This window comes from Mycolicibacterium llatzerense, assembly GCF_000878195.1.
Classification (GTDB): domain Bacteria; phylum Actinomycetota; class Actinomycetes; order Mycobacteriales; family Mycobacteriaceae; genus Mycobacterium; species Mycobacterium llatzerense.
This window is the reverse complement of the sequence record NZ_JXST01000007.1, coordinates 13,962-31,750: the sequence shown is the minus strand read 5'-3', so window position 1 is coordinate 31,750 and position 17,789 is coordinate 13,962. Positions and strand designations below refer to the sequence as shown.

The 17,789-nt window shown below is 63.6% G+C and carries 18 protein-coding genes; 10 read left to right on the top strand and 8 right to left on the bottom strand.

All coding sequences use genetic code 11. The features are described from left to right. Positions 1 to 101 precede the first annotated feature (101 nt). Positions 102 to 650: a TetR/AcrR family transcriptional regulator gene (locus tag TL10_RS06655; RefSeq protein WP_043985023.1), complete on the top strand. Its 549-nt coding sequence runs from the start codon at positions 102 to 104 to the stop codon at positions 648 to 650. Positions 651 to 1,074: 424 nt separating this feature from the next. Here TL10_RS06655 and TL10_RS06650 read toward each other — a convergent pair whose 3' ends face one another. Genes TL10_RS06650 through TL10_RS06640 form a run of 3 tightly spaced genes read right to left on the bottom strand, consistent with a single transcriptional unit; the run spans position 1,075 to position 3,103 of the window. Next, positions 1,075 to 1,974 carry an alpha/beta fold hydrolase gene (locus tag TL10_RS06650; RefSeq protein ID WP_011895462.1) on the bottom strand — a complete coding sequence of 300 codons (900 nt, stop codon included), beginning with the start codon at positions 1,972 to 1,974 and terminating at the stop codon, positions 1,075 to 1,077. Between the two features lie 52 nt (positions 1,975 to 2,026). Continuing rightward, a complete protein-coding gene (locus TL10_RS06645) occupies positions 2,027 to 2,461 on the bottom strand; it encodes a PaaI family thioesterase (RefSeq protein WP_011895463.1) in 435 nt (144 codons plus the stop codon). Between the two features lie 48 nt (positions 2,462 to 2,509). Then, entirely contained in the window at positions 2,510 to 3,103 is a 594-nt protein-coding gene (locus TL10_RS06640; RefSeq protein ID WP_011895464.1) for a TetR/AcrR family transcriptional regulator, read from the bottom strand. A 180-nt stretch (positions 3,104 to 3,283) separates the two neighbouring features. On the opposite strand from TL10_RS06640, the gene TL10_RS06635 reads away from it, so the two are divergent. The 3 genes from TL10_RS06635 to TL10_RS06625 are packed head-to-tail and all read left to right on the top strand — an operon-like array spanning position 3,284 to position 6,482. Continuing rightward, the gene (locus TL10_RS06635) at positions 3,284 to 4,777 is read left to right on the top strand and encodes an acetyl-CoA acetyltransferase (protein ID WP_041800306.1); all 1,494 of its coding nucleotides are present in this window, start codon (positions 3,284 to 3,286) and stop codon (positions 4,775 to 4,777) included. Continuing rightward, positions 4,774 to 5,871: a zinc-dependent alcohol dehydrogenase gene (locus tag TL10_RS06630; protein ID WP_043985022.1), complete on the top strand. Its 1,098-nt coding sequence runs from the start codon at positions 4,774 to 4,776 to the stop codon at positions 5,869 to 5,871. The genes TL10_RS06635 and TL10_RS06630 overlap by 4 nt, the downstream gene beginning before the upstream one ends. Before the next feature lie 35 nt (positions 5,872 to 5,906). After that, positions 5,907 to 6,482: a carboxymuconolactone decarboxylase family protein gene (locus TL10_RS06625; RefSeq protein WP_043985021.1), complete on the top strand. Its 576-nt coding sequence runs from the start codon at positions 5,907 to 5,909 to the stop codon at positions 6,480 to 6,482. A gap of 31 nt (positions 6,483 to 6,513) precedes the next feature. Here the strand turns inward: TL10_RS06625 and TL10_RS30885 are convergent, their stop codons facing one another. Next, positions 6,514 to 7,062 (bottom strand): hypothetical protein, encoded by a 549-nt coding sequence (locus TL10_RS30885; protein ID WP_052537336.1) that lies wholly within the window; start codon positions 7,060 to 7,062, stop codon positions 6,514 to 6,516. A gap of 179 nt (positions 7,063 to 7,241) precedes the next feature. Next, the gene (locus TL10_RS06620) at positions 7,242 to 8,111 is read right to left on the bottom strand and encodes a metal-dependent hydrolase (RefSeq protein ID WP_011895469.1); all 870 of its coding nucleotides are present in this window, start codon (positions 8,109 to 8,111) and stop codon (positions 7,242 to 7,244) included. A gap of 102 nt (positions 8,112 to 8,213) precedes the next feature. Between TL10_RS06620 and TL10_RS06615 the strand changes: the two genes are divergently transcribed. Beyond that, positions 8,214 to 8,855: a TetR/AcrR family transcriptional regulator gene (locus tag TL10_RS06615; RefSeq protein ID WP_011895470.1), complete on the top strand. Its 642-nt coding sequence runs from the start codon at positions 8,214 to 8,216 to the stop codon at positions 8,853 to 8,855. Between the two features lie 91 nt (positions 8,856 to 8,946). Here TL10_RS06615 and TL10_RS06610 read toward each other — a convergent pair whose 3' ends face one another. Continuing rightward, complete coding sequence (locus TL10_RS06610) at positions 8,947 to 9,588, bottom strand: TetR/AcrR family transcriptional regulator (protein ID WP_085981140.1); 642 nt, start codon at positions 9,586 to 9,588, stop codon at positions 8,947 to 8,949. Between the two features lie 373 nt (positions 9,589 to 9,961). Between TL10_RS06610 and TL10_RS06605 the strand changes: the two genes are divergently transcribed. The 3 genes from TL10_RS06605 (at position 9,962) to TL10_RS06595 (ending at position 14,359) form a co-directional block, all read left to right on the top strand. Next, entirely contained in the window at positions 9,962 to 13,048 is a 3,087-nt protein-coding gene (locus tag TL10_RS06605) for an MMPL/RND family transporter (RefSeq protein ID WP_043985018.1), read from the top strand. 526 nt (positions 13,049 to 13,574) lie between these two features. After that, a complete protein-coding gene (locus tag TL10_RS06600; RefSeq protein ID WP_043397243.1) occupies positions 13,575 to 13,844 on the top strand; it encodes a type II toxin-antitoxin system TacA family antitoxin in 270 nt (89 codons plus the stop codon). Continuing rightward, positions 13,844 to 14,359 (top strand): GNAT family N-acetyltransferase, encoded by a 516-nt coding sequence (locus TL10_RS06595; protein WP_043985017.1) that lies wholly within the window; start codon positions 13,844 to 13,846, stop codon positions 14,357 to 14,359. Before TL10_RS06600 ends, TL10_RS06595 begins: the two co-directional genes overlap by 1 nt. A 100-nt stretch (positions 14,360 to 14,459) precedes the next feature. Here TL10_RS06595 and TL10_RS06590 read toward each other — a convergent pair whose 3' ends face one another. Further along, entirely contained in the window at positions 14,460 to 14,894 is a 435-nt protein-coding gene (locus TL10_RS06590; RefSeq protein WP_234711384.1) for a DUF4262 domain-containing protein, read from the bottom strand. Between the two features lie 291 nt (positions 14,895 to 15,185). Next, positions 15,186 to 15,458, bottom strand: coding sequence for a hypothetical protein (locus TL10_RS30040; protein WP_081936730.1), 273 nt, complete (start codon positions 15,456 to 15,458; stop codon positions 15,186 to 15,188). A gap of 184 nt (positions 15,459 to 15,642) precedes the next feature. On the opposite strand from TL10_RS30040, the gene TL10_RS06585 reads away from it, so the two are divergent. Both TL10_RS06585 and lfrA read left to right on the top strand, forming a co-directional pair. Then, a complete protein-coding gene (locus TL10_RS06585; protein ID WP_043985015.1) occupies positions 15,643 to 16,218 on the top strand; it encodes a TetR/AcrR family transcriptional regulator in 576 nt (191 codons plus the stop codon). Positions 16,219 to 16,261: 43 nt separating this feature from the next. Next, the gene (gene lfrA / locus TL10_RS06580; RefSeq protein ID WP_043985014.1) at positions 16,262 to 17,782 is read left to right on the top strand and encodes an efflux MFS transporter LfrA; all 1,521 of its coding nucleotides are present in this window, start codon (positions 16,262 to 16,264) and stop codon (positions 17,780 to 17,782) included. The last annotated feature ends 7 nt before the right edge of the window (positions 17,783 to 17,789 follow it).

The window sequence follows — 17,789 nt, the reverse complement described above, 5'->3', positions numbered from 1 at the left end:
GCTGTGAAATGCTAATACTGCGATTGGGAGAGTCTATTAATTCTCATTCCGAGAATTCTCCCAAGCCGACCAGGGGTGTCGAACATCGGAAGGCCTTGGAAGTGACAGGCAACGACTGGCTACTCGAGCAGCCCAGAGCGGCCGCTGCGACTGAAAGGATTCTCCAGGCGGCCGCGAGTTTGATCGGACGCCGAGGCTTCGATGATTTCTCCATCCACGAACTCGCCGCGTCGGTCCACTGTTCGCCGGCAACGATCTACCGTCACGCGGGTGGGAAAGCCGCGATTTGCGAAGCGGTCGTGGTGAGGCTGTCGTCGCGCATCGTAAACGCCGTGGACGACGCAATCTGCGATTTGACAGGGCATGAGCGGATCGTCGTCGCCGTCAGCGTGGCCCTACACCACCTCCGCACGGAACACATTGTCCAACAACTGCTTCGGTCATCCAATCCGAAGAACCGGCGATGGATCGAGACCTCGCCCATCGTCACCGGCATCGCGACAAGCATGATCGGCTCAGACCGTCACGACGAGGCCGCCGCCCAGTGGTTCGTACGCGCAGTGCTTGCGCTGTGGCACTGGCCGGCAAGCGTTCCTGGCACAGAACGTGAGATCATTGAGCGGTTCCTCGGGCCAGCTTTGAGCGCGTAAAGAGCGTGCCACTGAGCCCAGCAAGGCCTTCGCCTTCGTCTCCCCAAGCCGATCTCATTGTCGATGTTGACGACGGTTGAAAACCCGGCCAGTTGCGACGTTGATAGAACTCATCCCGGAACTACCTCCTCGCCTTTCGGCCGGATATGACAGCCGCGGGGTGTTGGGATCCGGGTGTGCAGCGTCGAGTTCCGTGGTCGGCGTCTTGTGCTCCGGGCCCCGCTGGAGGTGTGGACGTGGAAGCTCATCTTCGTCGGTCTGGCCGTTGCTCGGTCTGGCGTTGTCGGTATTTTCGTTTGGCATCGAGGCCTTCGTACCCGCGGATGTGCAACCCCCCCGAGGAATGCGTTCACGGAAGCGGTTCGTGAGGCCTTGACAACCTGACGTCGCCGGGCCGCGGCCATCGCAAGGCCCTGAAAGACGCTCAGTCCGACGAGTCGTTCAGCGTGCGGTCGAGAAAATCTGCGACTGCCGAAGTGAAGGCGTCGTTGTCGTCGCCCGCAACCATGTGGCCCGTGCCCGAAACGTCGACAGCCTCGGCGTGCGGTACGACTTCGAGGAACTCCTCGACCGACTGCTGCGACGTCACGTCGGAGTGAACGCCGCGAATGAGAAGCGTTGGTGCTCGCACGCGGCGGGCCCCTTCGATGAGAAGGTCGCTTATGGCGCCGAATTCTTTGGCACCAGTTGCTGGGTCGCCCTGCAGGAACTCGAAGTTGGAAGCTATGAACGCCGGATCCCATCGCCAGATCCACCGACCGTCGTCGCGCTGCTGCAAGACCTTTCGGAGACCGTCCAAGTTCTTGGGCCGAGCGCGATGCCGGTTGTACTGGGCAATGACGTCCGCGGCCGCGTCGAGCGTATCGAATCCGTCGGGATGGGCGCCCATGAAAGACACGACGCGGCGTGCTCCGTGAAACTCCATTCGCGGAGTTATGTCGACCAGTACGACGGCTCCCCACAGATCGGCAGGCGCCACCAAATGCGTTCCCAACACCGTCATGCCGCCCAAGGATGCGCCAACGACAGCTGGCGGGCGGCCATCGCTGGCATATCGGCGAATCGACAGCAGGTCGGATGCAAGTCGGTCGAGATCGTATCGACCATCGGGGTCCCACTCGCTGTCGCCGTGACCGCGGGCGTCGTAAGCGACGACGGTATACCCGCGCGCGTGTAAGCGGCGCGCCGTAGTCGCCCAGGCATGGCGGTTCTGTCCACCGCCGTGCAGCAGTATGACGACCGCGCGGGCGGATTCGTGTCGGTAGACATCGGCTGCAAGGGCGGTTCCGTCTTCGTTGCGGACGCGCTCGAACGTTGAGGTCATTTGCTGTGTCCTCGATGGTCGCCTTGGGCAGCGTTCTCGTTCCGCGACCGGATCACGAGGCGCTCTGGGCGACGACGGTCACTGTTCCCTGTGCGGCGCATACCGGGCGTCCCGTATTGGTGATGTCGATCCTGGCGACGCCGCTACGCTTCCCCAGCGCGATGATGTCGGCGACCGCAACGCAGACTCCACTGGACACCGGACGTAGGAGGTTCAGTTTGAATTCGGTTGTGGCCACCCATGACCCAGGTGGGATCACCGGATAGAACACCACGCCCAAGCAGTGGTCGACCATCGCTGACAGGCATCCGCCATGCAGAGTGCCGAAAGGAGTCAACAAATCGGCTCGGGCGTCCATTTCCACTACCAGTCTCCCGGCGGAGAACTCGATGTGGCGGAAGTCCAAGTACTTGGCGAGCCCTCCCGAGGTTCCCCCCGCGTGCTGGAGCTCCTCGGCTATTTGCTTGTTGAACTGGGGGAAGTCCATGGTCAGCGCCTCGTTTCGTTCAGCGATACCGATGCCATCGCTGAGACACTACTCCGCAGTTGTCGCAGCAATGCAACTGTGAGTGTCGGCCAGTAGCGCGGGAAGCAGGAATCGGCGCAAGAAAGCATCGATTCCTTCGGGGCTGCGGTGCCGGGGGCCGCGAACCGCGAGCAAGCTGAGGATGATGCGCAAAATCCATTCGGCGGCGTCATCGACCGAAACGCCGGCTTCGAGTTGATGCCAGTGTGCGGCGAACACGGGTCGCAGAAACTCGGCGACGAGTTCGAACAGCGCCACCGACGTTCCCTCGGCCAGTCCCACGCCGGCGAGTTCATCGTCGCTGGCGAAGAGCATGCCGATTATCGGTTCGCGGCGTGCCGCGCGCACCGTGACTGCAACGAAGTCCAATATGGCAGAGCCCAAGTCGGTGTGCGCCAAGATCCGTCCGCTGGTGCGGTGCAGGTAGCGTTCCGCTGCGCGGACGATGACACCGGATACGACGGATTCGCGACTAGCGAAGTAGCGATAGACCGTGGCGCGCGATACGCCCGCATGCCTGGCGATATCCTCCATCGTGGTGCCCGACAGCCCCTTGCCTTGCAGGCACGTTTCGGCGGCGTCGAGTAGGCGATCGCGCGCCATATCGCGGTTTCGCCCAGGAGTCGCGTCGCCCCGCCGCAACGATCTCTTCGTCACGGGTACGAGTATGCCCTGTCAAGGGACTCGCTCTGTCGAACACCCGCGGTTGTCGCATGGAAACGGATGTGACAATATCGCAGTCGTGTCGCATAGAAGACCTCGACGATGAGCGTGATCTGACCGTTGGCCATCCCACCACGCACTCCGGTTGTCGTCGGCGTCGGTGAACTCACACATCGCGGTGAAGGCACCGTCGATCCCATCGATTTGGCCGCCGAGGCCGCGCGTCGAGCGCTGCATGATGCTTCGGCCGCGATCGGGCATCGCATCGATACCGTGGCGACGCCCGGAATCTTGATGATCCCACGCGACAACCCCGCGTCGAGGATTGCCGAAGCGACTGGGCTGACGCCGGATCATCGCATCAGTTGTCCGGTCGGCGGCAACACCCCCCAGTATCTGGTCGAGGTCCTCGGCCGCCGCATTTGGCGCGGCGTCAGCGACGCGGCTCTGATCGTCGGAGCGGAAAGCGGCGCGTCAGCACGCAAAGTCGCATCCGGTAGCGCACTTTTGGAGCCCAAACCCATCGCAGCACAGGACGAGTCACTCGGTGACACCCGCCCGGGACTGAGCGAAGCCGAGGTGGGCGCCGGGTTACATTGGCCGCACGAGGTGTACCCGATCTTCGAATCCGCGATCGCGGCCCGATCAGGCCGCACATTCGACGAACAGCGCCGCTGGCTGGGTGACTTGATGGCTCCGTTCACGGTTGAGGCGTCCCGACATCTCGAGCAGGCCTGGTTTCCGCGTGCCCGTAGCGCAGACGAGCTCAGCACGGTCTCCCCGGCTAACCGGATGGTGTGCGAGCCGTACCCGAAGCTGCTCAACAGCATCATCGCCGTGGATATGGCTGCCGCTTTCGTGATCATGGCCGCCGAAGTCGCCGAGGAACTCGGAGTGCCCAGTGATCGTTGGGTCTTCCCGTGGTCGTCGGCCACATGCAACGACGTGTATTTCCCGGTTCAGCGGCCTGATCTGGGTCGTTCCGCCGGAATAAGGGCCGCCGGCAAGGCGGTATTGGCGGCCAGTGGACTTCACATCGACGACATTAGATGGTTTGATTTCTACTCTTGCTTTCCTTCCGCGGTCGAGGCGGCGATCGACGCCTTGGATCTCGACCCGGCGGATGACCGCGGGTTCACGGTGACCGGCGGACTGCCCTACCACGGAGGGCCGGGTAACAACTATGTCAGCCATTCGATCGTCGAGATGGTGCGACGCTGCAGGAGCGACCCGGACGCCGTCGGGCTCGTGTCCGGACTGGGCTGGTACATCACAAAGCACTCGCTGGGTCTGTGGTCGGCGACTCCACCGCCAACGGGATGGCAGACTCCGGACATGGCCGATGCGCAGTCTGCGATCGACGGCACCTCCCTCCCGGTCGCTTCTCCCGCCGACGCATCCGGAGAGGCGACCATAGATGGATACACCGTCGTGCACGACCGTGACCAAGGCCCCTCCTGGGTGCCGATTTTCGCGCGCATGACCGACGGCCGCCGCGTCGCGGCGCGCAGTGACGATGCCGAGGTGGCGGTGGCAATGTCACGAGACATGTGCGTCGGACACCAAGTCGCCGTGCGGCAGGCGGACGGACACGTCGAATTCGAACTGTCGTGAACGCCGACGCGCTCGTGCTGACCAAGCCGCGCACCCTTGAACGGCGGCATCTTCCGGTGCCGCGCATCGACGACGAGTCCGGTCTCCTGCGGATCGAGGCGTGCGGGCTCTGCGGAACCGACCACGAGCAGTTCAGCGGACACCTGCCGACGGGGTTCGCCTTCATCCCCGGACACGAGATCATCGGCGTCATCGAGGGAATCGGTGACGCCGCGCGCGAGCGTTGGGGCGTCTCGGTGGGTCAGCGAGTCGCCGTCGAGGTGTTCCGATCGTGTCGGGAGTGCGACTCGTGCGGCCGCGGCGAGTATCGCAGGTGCTCGAGCAACGGCCTCGCCACCATGTTCGGCTTCGTCGACGTGAACATCCCGCCCGGCCTGTGGGGAGGCTATGCAACCCACCTGCATCTGCCGTTCGATTCCATGCCGTTGCCGGTCCCGGACGGACTCGACCCGATCGTCGCGACGTTGTTCAATCCGCTTGGGGCAGGGATCAAATGGGCTGCCATGTTGCCCGAGACAAGCCCGGGCGACGTCGTCGCGGTCCTCGGACCAGGGATCCGCGGGATTTGTGCTGCCGTAGCCGCCAAGGAGGCCGGAGCGGCATTCGTCGCGATGACCGGGGTCGGCCCTCGCGACCGAACTCGGCTAGCCGCAGCCCACCAGTTCGGCGTGGACCTGACCATCGACGTCACCGAAGACGACCCGGCGCAGGCCCTGCAAATGGCGACCGGCCGGCTCGCAGATGTCGTCGTCGACGTCACCGCGAAGGCGCCAGCCGCATTCGCGGACGCCGTCGCACTCGCGCAGCCCGGCGGACGCGTGGTGGTCGCGGGCACACGCGGCGGCGGCGGAGCGCCGGGCTTCGAGCCAGACCTGCTCGTATTCAAGGAACTACGCATCTTCGGTTCGTTGGGGGTCGACTACCCCGCCTACCAGAGCGCCATCGAGCTGCTGGTCTCTAGGCGTTGGCCCTTCGAAGAATTGCACCGCGAGATCACCGGTTTCGCCGGCCTGCCCGGGCTGCTCGACCTTCTGGCCGGCAACGAGCCGGACCGGGTCCCCGCTCTGCACAACGTCTTTGTGCCGATCGCCTGACAGCGCCAACTAGCGCCCAACCGGAAGGATCCACCGTGAGCAGCCAAAGCCGGGTTGACATGCTTGCCCTGACAGATGCCCGCGAGCGCGCCGCTCAATGCGGGATTCCGGACGCCATGGCTGAACTGTCTGTTTTCAGGATCGCGCTTCATCAGCCCCCTGTAGCCGTCGCATTGCATGGAATGCTGGAGGCGTTGCTGTGGAAAGGCGCGCTGGATGCGCGGCTACGGGAGCTGATCATCATGCGAATCGGCTGGGTCACTAATTCGGTCTATGAGTGGACGCAACACTGGAGGGTTGCCCGCTTGCTCGATGTGCCCGAACGCGACCTGCTCGGGGTGCGCGACTGGCAGAACGCCGGCCACTTCGGCGAAGCCGAGCGGGCGGTACTGGCGGCGACAGACGAGACGTTGCGTGACGGCACCATCTCGGATGAAACCTGGGCTGAGTGTCAGCGCGCGTTGCACGGGGACCCGGCCGTCCTCGTCGAACTCGTCGCCGCGATCGGGAATTGGAGATTGTTCTCAGCGCTGCTGCGGTCCTTGCACGTGCCGCTAGAAGACGGCCTCGAAGGATGGCCCCCTGACGGAGTTCGACCCTCCGTTGACTGAAGGGTGATCGGCTCGCCATGTCGACTCCGTGCTATGACTCTGCCCCTAGCACCTGTTGGTCGGGATCTGACGATGTCGAACGGTCGGGCGGTTGCATCTGCAGACGGCGATTCCACCACCGAGGATTGCGCCGGGCCTGAAGACTGAGCCGACGGAATTCCATCCGCTGCAGTCGAAGGAGAACTGGAACACCCAGCAGCGGGACGATCGCACCACGGACCGCACCTCGGCGACCATTCTCCAGCAATCCGGCTACAGCACTGAGCCCCGAAATGTAAAGAATACCGTTGTAAGGCACCAGGATTGGGCCGCATAGTCCTTCGCACTCGGACAGGCTTGGCACACCAAATCTCCAGCGCTTCGGCCAGTGTATGAAGTGAGCCAACACGGTCGTCAGGAACAGGCCGTTCACAACACCGAGGACAGCCTCGTGACGCTTATCGGCACGTTCCGCCATGCGAAGTACTACTGCGGTGCTCATGCCCCAACCCGTCGCTGCCGGCACCGGACCAATCACCGACGCGAACGGCATCGCAACTCCGGACAGCAATTCGTAGAAGACATGCGCGCTCGCTGACACGGCGCCAACTTGTGTGCAGATTTGCCGGGACGTCTTCGGACGCTGACGGGACGGCGGTAATGGCCCTTCCGCCCGCATCAGCGGAATGCCTGAACGCGCGATGCGGCCACGGCGCAACGCACTTCTTCGTGAAGAGGTCGTTCCATATGGCGGCTTTCACCACAAAAGTACTTGTCGACCTACACGTTACTCCGTAGCTGTTGGCCGCCATCGGCGTCGAAGAGTTCCTTGGTCCAACGTTCGAGGATTTCTGCGCTATCCCAGTCGTCGGGATGGAACCCGGCGTGGGTGTAGGAACGGAAGCGCTCAATCGCTGCTCGGCTGAACAGCGGGTTATGACGGAAGGCTCGAAGGCTGCGCAGCAACCGCACCGGGTTGTAGGCGGCACGATCGCCGGCCAGAGAGCGGGTGGTCTGGATGACCAACTCGGTGAACAATAGGAGACTGGCGATCCGCATTCCCCAGACCCTGGTGCGTTCGCTTCCACCGACCGTCTCGTAGACATCGAAAGCGACGGCCTTGTGCTCGCATTCCTCCAGTGCGTGCCAAAGCAGAATCGGCCGCACCTCGGTGTAGCCGATCAGTTCTTGAGCTTCGTCGCTGGTGAGAATGATCTCGGCGAATGTCGCCGTGTAGTGCTCGAGGGCTGCCGTCACAGCCAGGCGCATCTTGGGAGAAAAACGCTTCTCGAGTCGGCCAACCAACTTCTTGATATGCCGATCGATCCCCTCGGTGGGATAGCCCATCGCTTGAAGGCGATCGTTGAGCAGCCGATGCTGGTGCCGGTGGGTGGCCTCTTGAGCGATGAATCCCTTGACCGCCTCCTTCAGGTCAGCGTCGCTGATGTGGTCCCGGTACTCGCGGACTGACCGGATGAAGAAGTCTTCGCCTTCGGGGAACGTGGCCGACAAGGTGGACACAAAGTGGCTCATCACCAAGTCGCCATCGACGAAGTGCTGCCGACTGGTCTCAGCAGGCATGTCGAATCGGACACGGCGGGGCTTCGGGACGACCCGCGTGGTGGGCCGTGTGGACGAATCGTCGCTCATGTTGTTCTCCTGTTGTCATGGGCACTGATGATCTGACTTTACGCCTAGTCAGAATTAGATGGCAAGCTATGCGTTGTGCGATCGGTGCGGGTGTACAGCGGGATGTCCGCCGAGGAGCGTCACCGGAACAGGCGCACGCGTCTCATCGAGGCCGCGATGGAGTTGATCGGCACGCACGGCGTTGCCGCCGCCACGGTGACTGCCGTATGCGCTGAGTCCGGCGTGACGTCACGCTACTTCTATCAGCATTTCCCTGACAGAGACGCCCTCTTGCGAGCTGTCTACCAGCAGCTCTACGCAACCTTCCAGGAGGTGATAGTTGACGCGATCCCCGATGCCGGCGCCCCACCCGAGGTGCTCGCGTACGCGCCGATCCGCGGGCTGGTCAGCATGATCAACAATGATCCTCGACTGGGTCGGATCTTGTTCGTGGAATCTGCAACGGAGCCGCTGCTTCGGGAGTTACGCAGCGACATGATGACCGGTTTCACCGACCTCGTATTGCGTGAGGCCAGACTTCACCTTGACATCGCCGACTCCGCAGTGGGCGTTGCCCATTTGGCCTCGACATTGGGTGTGGGTGGGTTATTCGAAGTCTTGCGCCGCTGGCTCGACGGAGAACTCGAGTTCACCACCGATGAACTCGTTCAGCACTGCGCAGGTTTCCTGGGCAGCCTCGGCAGCTATGTGCTGCTGCAGAACGCAGTCGAGTCGGCCACGACCAAAGCCAAACCTCAGAGTTAGCTTCTGGCGCCTCCCGGCCGCGCTTCGCGAATGTCGAGGTGCCTCCGCTTGCTTCATTCCGGACTGAACACATGAACGCCGCTGTACAACATTAGAGGCCAGCGTCGTCGACCAAATAACGTTCGGCGAGCGTCTCGGCAAGCCGACTCGTGTGCTCCACGATCTCCCCCTGGATGACGTCAAGCAAACCTGCATGCCATGCGGTGATCAATTCGACGAAGCCACCAACGGCCACCAGTGTGTCCATCCGAAGGGCGGTTTCATCGGCTTCCGGCCTCAGGTGTGGCTCACTGGCTGCGATCACCAGGTGTGTCGCCTCCTGCAGTGCGACAGCGCGCCGATCCTGAAGCGGGGAACTGCCCACGTGTTGAGCCAGTAGAATCTTCGCCCTGCCCGGATCCTCTGCAATCCGGTCGACCACCGCGGCGATGGTCACGCGGATGGTCTCCATCGGCGGCTGCCCGATGCGTTCTGCGAGCGTCGCAGAAACCTCACCGAGCATCTCGTTGCGCACGCCGTCCCATGCAGCGACAAGTAACTCGTCGCGGGTCTTGAAGTCTTCGTAGAAGTAACGGTCGTTCAGGCCGGTTTTGGCGCACACTCCTCTCATCGTGACTGCTGCCCAACCGCTTTCACTCCAGATTTCCGTCGCGGCATCAATGAGGCGCTGACGGCGCTCCGCCCGGCGTTCAGCACCGGTACGCCCGCCCCATCTCTTCGACCGCGTCCGCACATGTCCATCTTGGCAAACCACAGTAGGTCGCAACACTTTGGTAGCATCCGCCCCCAATGGGGGCGCGTGCCACCATAGGACTCCGCGGAGGGCAGCGATTGACGATCAGAACGCTCAAACTTCGAGTTCTCAGAGACGTGGCAGCGGCTGTCGTCATTCCCGCCCCCAGCAGTGATCGTGCGGCACTGGCGACGGTGGCGGTAGGAGGCGCCCTGCACGCCGTGCAGGTATTCGCGGCCGACTGGCCCGCCGCAATCCCGTAGGGAGTCGACTCATCACGCTCTTGAGCGAGGCCCCCACCGGTCGCCGTCACCACTTGCACTACGTGCGGTAGCGTACCGATACCGGCAGTATCGCTACCAGTGGAGGCCAAGTGACCGACGGCAGTGCAGATGCCCCAAGCCAGGCCAAGCGGCCTGGTCGGCGCGCCAACGGATCCACCGATCCGGCCGACACTCGCGAGTACAGCGAACGGTTGGCGACCCTGGCCCGGTTCACCCTCCGACACAAAGCGCTCGTCATCGGGGTATGGCTAGGCGCCGCGGTGGTTCTCGCGCTGCTGTTCCCACAGCTGGAAACCGTGGTGCGCCAACAGTCGGTGGACCTCATTCCTCGCGACGCCCCGTCCTTGCAGACGGTTGACCGCATGAGCGCCGCGTTCGGCGAAGAAGGCTCGAAAACCATGGTGTTCGTCGCCATGGAAGACCCCACTGGCTTGACTCCAACTGCACGGCAGCGCTACGGCGAACTCGTGCGCCGGTTGCAGGCCGAGGGCGACCACGTCCTGCTGGTGCAGGACCTGCTGGCCGATCCGATTACCGAAGCTCAGGCAGTCAGCGCCGACCGCAAAGCCTGGTATCTGCCCGTCGGTGTCACCGGCACCCTCGGAGACCCCACGGCAGCCGAATCCTTGAACGCGGTGCGCGACATCGCCGCGGAGGTGTTCACCGGATCGACCACGACCGTCCAAGTGACGGGACCACCGGCGACCTTCAGCGACATGATCGCCTCCGCCGAGCACGACCTGCTGTTCATCTCGATCGCTACCGCCGGCGTGATCGCCCTGATCTTGCTGATCGTCTACCGGTCAGTGTTCACCGCGCTGTTGCCACTGCTGGTAATCGGGTTGAGCCTGGCGGTTGGGCGCGGCGTGCTATCCGCCCTCGGCGAGATGGGCATGCCGGTCTCCCAGTTCACCGTCGCATTCATGACGGCGATCCTGCTCGGCGCCGGAACTGATTACACAGTTTTTCTGATCAGCCGGTACCACGAGCAGCGCCGCGCCCAAGTACCCGCCGATCAGGCGATCATCCACGCCACCGCCAGCATCGGGCGCGTCATCCTGGCGTCCGCCGCCACCGTGGCACTCGCGTTCTTGGCCATGGTCTTCGCGCGGCTCAGCGTCTTCGCCGCCCTGGGCCCCGCGTGCGCCATCGCCGTGCTGTTCGGATTTCTGGCGACCGTCACCCTGCTGCCACCCGTGCTGTCGCTAGCCGCCAAACGCGGCATCGGTGAACCCAAATCCGATCGCACCCGCCGCTACTGGAACAGCGTCGCCGTCGCCGTGGTCCGCCGTCCGGTGCCACTGCTGATCGTCAGCCTGGCCATCCTGCTCGCCCTATCGGCAGCCGCTGCGACCATCAAAATCAGCTACGACGACCGCAAGGGACAACCAGACACCACGGCCAGCAACCAGGGCTACCAACTTCTGGACCGCCACTTCCGCAAGGACGTCGTCATCAGCGAGTTCCTCGTCGTAGAGAACCCGACCGACATGCGGACCGGGAGGGGGCTGGCCGATCTCGACGAGATGGCCTCTCGCGTCTCCCAGATCCCCGGCGTCACCAGGGTGTCCGGAGTCACCCGCCCCACCGGGGAGCGCCTCGACCAAGCAGAACTGGCCTGGCAGAACGGCCAGATCGGCGACAAAATGGCCGGCGCGGTCGCCGAGGGCAACTCACGCAAAGACGACCTCGCCAAACTCACAGGCGGCGCCGACCAGCTCGCCGACGGCCTCGCCCAACTCGATGGCACGGTGCGCACCGCCCTCGCGCCACTGGCCGGAATCCTCACCCAAGCTCAATCCGCGGGAACTCAGGTCAACCAGTTCCGCCCGCTGCTGCAACAACTTTCCGCCACCGCCCCCGCCGTCGACCAAGCCATCCAATCCGGCCCAGGACTGCGACCGCTGGCCAACCAGGCGCAGAACGCGATCACCCAGCTCGATCCACTCGTGGGCGCGCTCAACACCTCACCGTGGTGTGCCGCCACCCCGCAGTGCGCCCAAATTCGTGACCAGGTGAAGATTTTGGTCAGCCTGCGCGACAGCGGATTCTTCGACCAGATCGCCGACCTCGGGGACCGCTACGATCCCGCGACCAATGCCACCGTTGGTGGCACCCTCGCCAACGTCCAGAACGCAGTCGCCTCGCTGGACAAGGCATTCGGAGCCCTGGGTGATCCCGACGACCTGGCCACCAACCTCCGCCGACTACAGGAGGGAATCGGACAGCTGGCCTCCGGCGCTCAAGCACTCGCGACCGGTGTCCGCACCCTCGCCGACAGCAACATCGAAATGCTGTCCGGTATGAGCCAGATCGCCACCCAACTACAGAATTCCTCACGCGCAGCGGCGGACTCCGACTCCTCGAGCGGTTTCTACTTGCCCGCTAATGCATTCGAGAACCGGCAATTCACCGATGTTGCCAAGCAATTCCTCTCACCGGACGGCAAGACCGCGCGGTTCATGATCGAAAGCAGCCACGACCCTTACAGCGTCGAAGCCATGGAGCTCGCCAGCCGCATCACCGACACCGCCAACACCGCACGACCCAACACGTCGCTCGCCGACGCCACCGTATCCGTCGCCGGCTTCCCCGCCGTCAACTCCGATATCCAACGATTCCTATGGGCCGACTTCGCACAACTGGCCGTCGCCACCATAATCATCGTCGGCGTCATCCTGGTCCTACTGCTGCGCGCACTCCTGGCGCCGCTCTACCTCTTAGGCACCGTCGTGCTCAACTACCTCGCCTCGCTCGGCATCGGCGTTGTGGTATTCCAATGGGGACTGGGCTACGAAATCGCTTGGCCCGTACCATTACTGGCATTCATCATCCTCGTCGCCGTCGGCGCCGACTACAACATGCTGCTCGTCTCACGGCTCCGCGAAGAATCCGGGACCAACATCCGCGTCGGCGTCCTGCGCACCGTGGCAAACACCGGAGCCGTCATCACCTCAGCTGGTCTGATATTCGCCGCCAGCATGTTCGGCCTCATGGTCGGCTCAGTCGCCATCATGATCCAAGCCGGCCTCATCATCGGCTTCGGATTGCTGCTCGATACCTTCCTCGTGCGCACCCTCACCGTGCCCGCCATCGCCACACTTCTACGCGAAGCCAGCTGGTGGCCTTCCAAAGCAACGCGGACCCCAGTAGCTGACACCGCCACGCAGAAATAAGGAGCAACGCACTACTAGTGGAAGCGAGGAATGCGAGGAACGCGAGGTCCATTCGCAGACGTGATCTTTGGTTGCGGATCCGTCGTGATCTGGTGTTGCAAGCCCGTCGAGTAAGCGTCCAAACTGACATCCTGATTTCAAGGTTCCCGCTCTCGGTAAATCAAAGGCGGCCTTGACCACCAAGGTGTCTCAGTCCGCAGGCAGTCCGCAGTAGATTTTCGCGACTCCTGCGCGCGCCAACCCACCCAATGCAGCTGAGCTGGGAAAACTTACGCGGGCCAACGTACCCAACGTCATCAAAACCCCAGGTGGCGTGGTTCGGGACGAAGAGGTCGTGGGTTCGAATCCCGCCACCCCGACAAGTGAGCAAGGCCCTGACCAGGGAAATCTGGTCGGGGCCTGCTTTGTTTACAAAGCAGGCCCACCCGCACATTTCCGCAGTTCGCCCATAGCAGTGCTATAGCTTTGTACGGACATCCGCCGTACGCTCGTAGCTACGCAGACGCGTAGCTAGGAGGTGTCACCGATGGCTGCAAAAACGGAACGAGTGGAGTTCCGAATGGAAGAGGAGAGCTTGGTGCGCATCCAGCGTGCCGCAAGCGCGGTCCACGAACAGACCTCAGAGTTTGTACGCAAGGCTGCACTTCAGCGCGCGGAAGATGTCTTGCGACAAGAGCTGGTGACGGTCATGGAATCCGAACAGTTCGATGCGTTGATGTCCTCACTGGACGTTGCAGATGCTGCGCCGCGACTGGCCGCAGCAGCGCGTAAGCCTGCGGTGTTCAAGAGGCGCTGATGTACTTCGAGTCCGCGCGGTTAGACGACGACCACATACTCGAGGGGTTCGACTGCGGAAAGGAGCCGTTGAACAAGTGGTTGCTAGACGATGCTGTCCGCGCGGACAACAGTGGGATCGCACACGTCTATGTATGGACTCCGGTTGATGAGCCCAAGGTTTGCGCCTACTTCGCCATATGCCCTACCGAGGTGGTCCGCAAAGATGACGGGGTATCAGGCCGCCTCGCAGGCGGATACTCCAGAATCCCGGGGTATCTCATAGCACGACTAGCCCTCGACAGTTCGCTTCGCGGAAGTGGCTACGGGGAACAGCTACTAGTCGACGCGCTCGGCAAAGCCGTAGCTGCTTCTGAGATCGGCGGCGGCCGCCTAATTGTGGTGGACGCCATTGATGCCGAGGCAGAGGCGTTCTACGTGCATTTCGGCTTCAGTCCTGTGAAGAACCGCGAAGGCCGCTTGGTGATGAAGGTCTCCACCGCAGCGAAGGCGCTTGGGGAACGCTGGCGCGACTAGCGCCTACACACGACGCCCGCTAAGACTCCCTGCGCCCGACAGCCACCCCGCCAAGCGCTCAAGGCACTGACCAGCGAAATCTGGTCGGTGCCTTGAGCGTTTATGCGGCCGGTTCGCCGTTCGGTTGCGTGCGGACACCAAGGACCGGTTGCCTACGGCGACCGTGGCTCCACCCTCGATCCCACGGCCAGCAACCACGGGCATCGGTCCACACGAGTTGGAACGCACGGATTCGCGGGCTACACAGTGCGACCGCATTCTTCAAATGCACATCCGGATGTTCGACATCGATGACCTCGAACATGAATTCACCCTGATAGTCGATCTGCATGGCTGGCCGCAAAAACGTGCCATCCTCGACAATCTGATGGCCGAGTGAATTCAGCACACGACCGGCCGTTCGCGGAGGCAAACCCGTGACCAGCAACTCGGGCAATCCCAAGTGGTGCAGGCCGATTGTGTACGCGAATGGCCGACGATCGTCTTCAACAAACTGGACAGCCCATCCGTGGTCTTTCATGATCCCGCGCAACATGTCGAGGTACTCCTCAGTGGTGCCGTTTGGGTTCTCGCATTTCCAGCACATACCCACCCCTTCCCGATCGATTGAGCCCAGCCTGCACCCGCCCACCGACAAGTTCGGCTCGGGCCAGCAGAAGAGGTCGTGGGTTCAAATCCCGCCACCCCGACAAGTGAGCAAGGCCCTGACCACGGAAATCTGGTCGGGGCCGGCTTTGTTTCAGGACAACAGCGGCCACCCACCCGGGCCGCAACCCGACCCGGGAATTGGCGCCCAGCCGGCCTTACCTCCGAAGGCCCGGTCGACTTATGCGCAGATGCTGACAAACGGAACGGTGACGCACGGCGGCGGCCACCCGGGGCCACCCCAGCCTTGATCGCCGCCGCCCCAGCCACGGTGGCCCCAGCCCCAGCCGTGGTGGTCATCCCAGTCGCCGCCGCCCCAACCGTGGTCCATCGGAATCATGCCCGGGTCATGTGCCGGCGAGGCGCCGGCAGTTCCCGAACCGATACCCAGAACCGCAGCTACGAGGCCCGCGGCGAGTGCTGTTGTCGATGCAATCTTCCTGTACGTGGCCATGGCCCGCCTCCGGAAACTAACAACTCAAAATCAGTAATAGATACCGTCAAGTCTAGTTTTTTGACGCCGCGGATGACATGGCCCGAGTCCCCGGAAATGGTTGGCCCGCCCCGCCTTGGTGAGCTCCATCTCCATATTGGGACATATATGTCCTATTTTCGATCAATCGTGCTACTTTTGATGCATGGCTGAACTGAAATCGCTCGACACCGGTGTGCGTTCGCGTACCCGGAAGGCGATCCTCGACGCCGCCACCGCCGTCCTGGCGACCAACCCCGCGGCGTCGTTGAGCGATATCGCCACCGCCGCGAACGTCGGCCGCAGCACGCTGCACCGCTACTTCGCCGAGCGCTCCGAGCTGATCCGCGCCGTCGCCCTGTACGTGCACGAGATATGTAACGCCGCCATCGACAAAGCCGAGCCGACCTGCGGCCCGCCGCTCGCGGCGCTGCGCCGCGTGGTCGAATCCCAATTGGACCTCGGCCCCATCGTGCCTTTCGTCTACAACGAGCCGACCATCGTCGCCGATCCGGAGCTGTCCGCGATCCTCGACACCGGCGACGAGGCGATAGCCGAAGTGCTGGCGCGGGTTTCGGCACGACCGCAGACCAGCCCACCGGAGTGGCCGCGCCTGGTTTTCTGGGCCCTGCTCGACGCCGGATACGAGGCACTGCGCCGGAACATCGCGCCGCGGGTCGAGATCGTCGACGCCATCATGGCCAGCCTGACGGCCGGCACCATCACCCCGGATCCATCCTGATCCGCCTGAATTTGCTTTCACCTCAACAAGTTAGGTAACACCCATGTCCATCAGTCTCGTCACCAACGAGGTGACGAACCGGACACCGCAACGCCATTGGTGGGCGCTGGCAGTGCTGATGCTGCCCGTGCTGCTCATCTCCATCGACAACACGGTGCTGGCCTTCGCGCTGCCCAGCATCGCCGCAGAGTTCCGCCCGTCAGCCGCCACGCAGCTGTGGCTCGTCGACATCTATTCCCTGGTGCTGGCAACACTTTTGGTGACCATGGGCAGCCTCGGCGACCGGTTCGGCCGGCGCCGGCTGCTGCTCATCGGCGCCGTCGGGTTCGCCGTCATCTCGGCCGCTGCGGCGTTCGCGCCCAGCGCCGGCTACCTGGTGGCCGCTCGTGCCGCGCTCGGTGTCTTCGGCGCCATGCTGATGCCGTCGACGCTGTCGCTGATCCGCAACATCTTCACCGAAGCCACGTCGCGCCGGCTCGCCATCGCCGTCTGGGCGTCGTGCTTCGCGGCCGGCTCGGCCCTCGGCCCGATCGTCGGCGGCCTGCTGCTGCAGCACTTCCACTGGGGTGCGGTCTTCATGATCGCCGTGCCGATCCTGCTACCGCTGCTGGTGCTGGCGCCCAAGCTGGTGCCTGAATCGCGGGACCCGAACCCGGGCCCGGTCGACGCGCTCAGCGTGCTGCTGTCGCTGGCGGCCATGCTGCCGGTGGTGTGGGCGATCAAGACCGCCGCGCACGACGGCATCTCGGCTCTGACGCTCACCGCCGTCGCCCTCGGCGTCGCCGCGGGCATCTGGTTCGTGCGTCGGCAGAACAGCAGTGCCACACCGATTCTCGACATGCGACTGTTCGGTCACGGCCCCTTCACGGCGTCGATCCTGGCCAACTTCCTGTCGATGGTCGGCCTCATCGGGTTCCTGTTCTTCGTCTCGCAGCACCTGCAGCTGGTACTCGGGCTGGACCCGCTGACCGCTGCGCTGGTCATGCTGCCGGGTGCGGCGGCCTCGACGATCGCGGGCATCGGCGTGGTGCGGCTGGCCAAGCGGTTTGCGCCGCAGACGCTGATGGTGACCGGCCTGCTCCTGGTCGCCGCCGGCTTTCTGTTGATCCTGATGTTCCGCCACGACCTGACCATGGTCGGGGTCATCGCGTCGTTCACCGTGCTCGAACTGGGTGTCGGCGTCTCGCAGACGATCTCGAACGACACCATCGTGGCGTCGGTGCCGCCCGAGAAGGCCGGCGCGGCGTCAGCGGTGTCGGAGACCGCCTACGAGTTGGGTGCGGTGATCGGCACCGCCGGGCTGGGCACCATGTTCACCGCGTTCTATCGCGCGAACGTCGAACTGCCCGGGGCACTTTCACCCGGTCAGTCGGCCGACGCCGGGGAGAGCATCGGCGGCGCCATCTCGGTGGCCCGGACCCTGCCGACCGAGCTCGGCAACCACCTGATGGAGTCGGCACGCGTCGCCTTCGATTCGGGGATCGGCGCCACCGCGGCGACCGCCGCAGCGCTGGCACTGGTCGCCGCAGCGATCGTCGCCGCCGCCTTCCACGGCCGGCAATAGTCGCTGA

Bases quoted from the DNA above. Each gene is read 5' to 3' on its own strand.
- TL10_RS06650 (WP_011895462.1), bottom strand. From the start codon at position 1,974: ATGACCTCAACGTTCGAGCGCGTCCGCAACGAAGACGGAACCGCCCTT.
- TL10_RS06645 (WP_011895463.1), bottom strand. From the start codon at position 2,461: ATGGACTTCCCCCAGTTCAACAAGCAAATAGCCGAGGAGCTCCAGCAC.
- TL10_RS06640 (WP_011895464.1), bottom strand. From the start codon at position 3,103: ATGGCGCGCGATCGCCTACTCGACGCCGCCGAAACGTGCCTGCAAGGC.
- TL10_RS06620 (WP_011895469.1), bottom strand. From the start codon at position 8,111: ATGAGCGACGATTCGTCCACACGGCCCACCACGCGGGTCGTCCCGAAG.
- TL10_RS06615 (WP_011895470.1), top strand. From the start codon at position 8,214: ATGTCCGCCGAGGAGCGTCACCGGAACAGGCGCACGCGTCTCATCGAG.
- TL10_RS06600 (WP_043397243.1), top strand. From the start codon at position 13,575: ATGGCTGCAAAAACGGAACGAGTGGAGTTCCGAATGGAAGAGGAGAGC.
- TL10_RS06595 (WP_043985017.1), top strand. From the start codon at position 13,844: ATGTACTTCGAGTCCGCGCGGTTAGACGACGACCACATACTCGAGGGG.
- TL10_RS06590 (WP_234711384.1), bottom strand. From the start codon at position 14,894: ATGTTGCGCGGGATCATGAAAGACCACGGATGGGCTGTCCAGTTTGTT.
- TL10_RS30040 (WP_081936730.1), bottom strand. From the start codon at position 15,458: ATGGCCACGTACAGGAAGATTGCATCGACAACAGCACTCGCCGCGGGC.
- TL10_RS06585 (WP_043985015.1), top strand. From the start codon at position 15,643: ATGGCTGAACTGAAATCGCTCGACACCGGTGTGCGTTCGCGTACCCGG.
- lfrA (WP_043985014.1), top strand. From the start codon at position 16,262: ATGTCCATCAGTCTCGTCACCAACGAGGTGACGAACCGGACACCGCAA.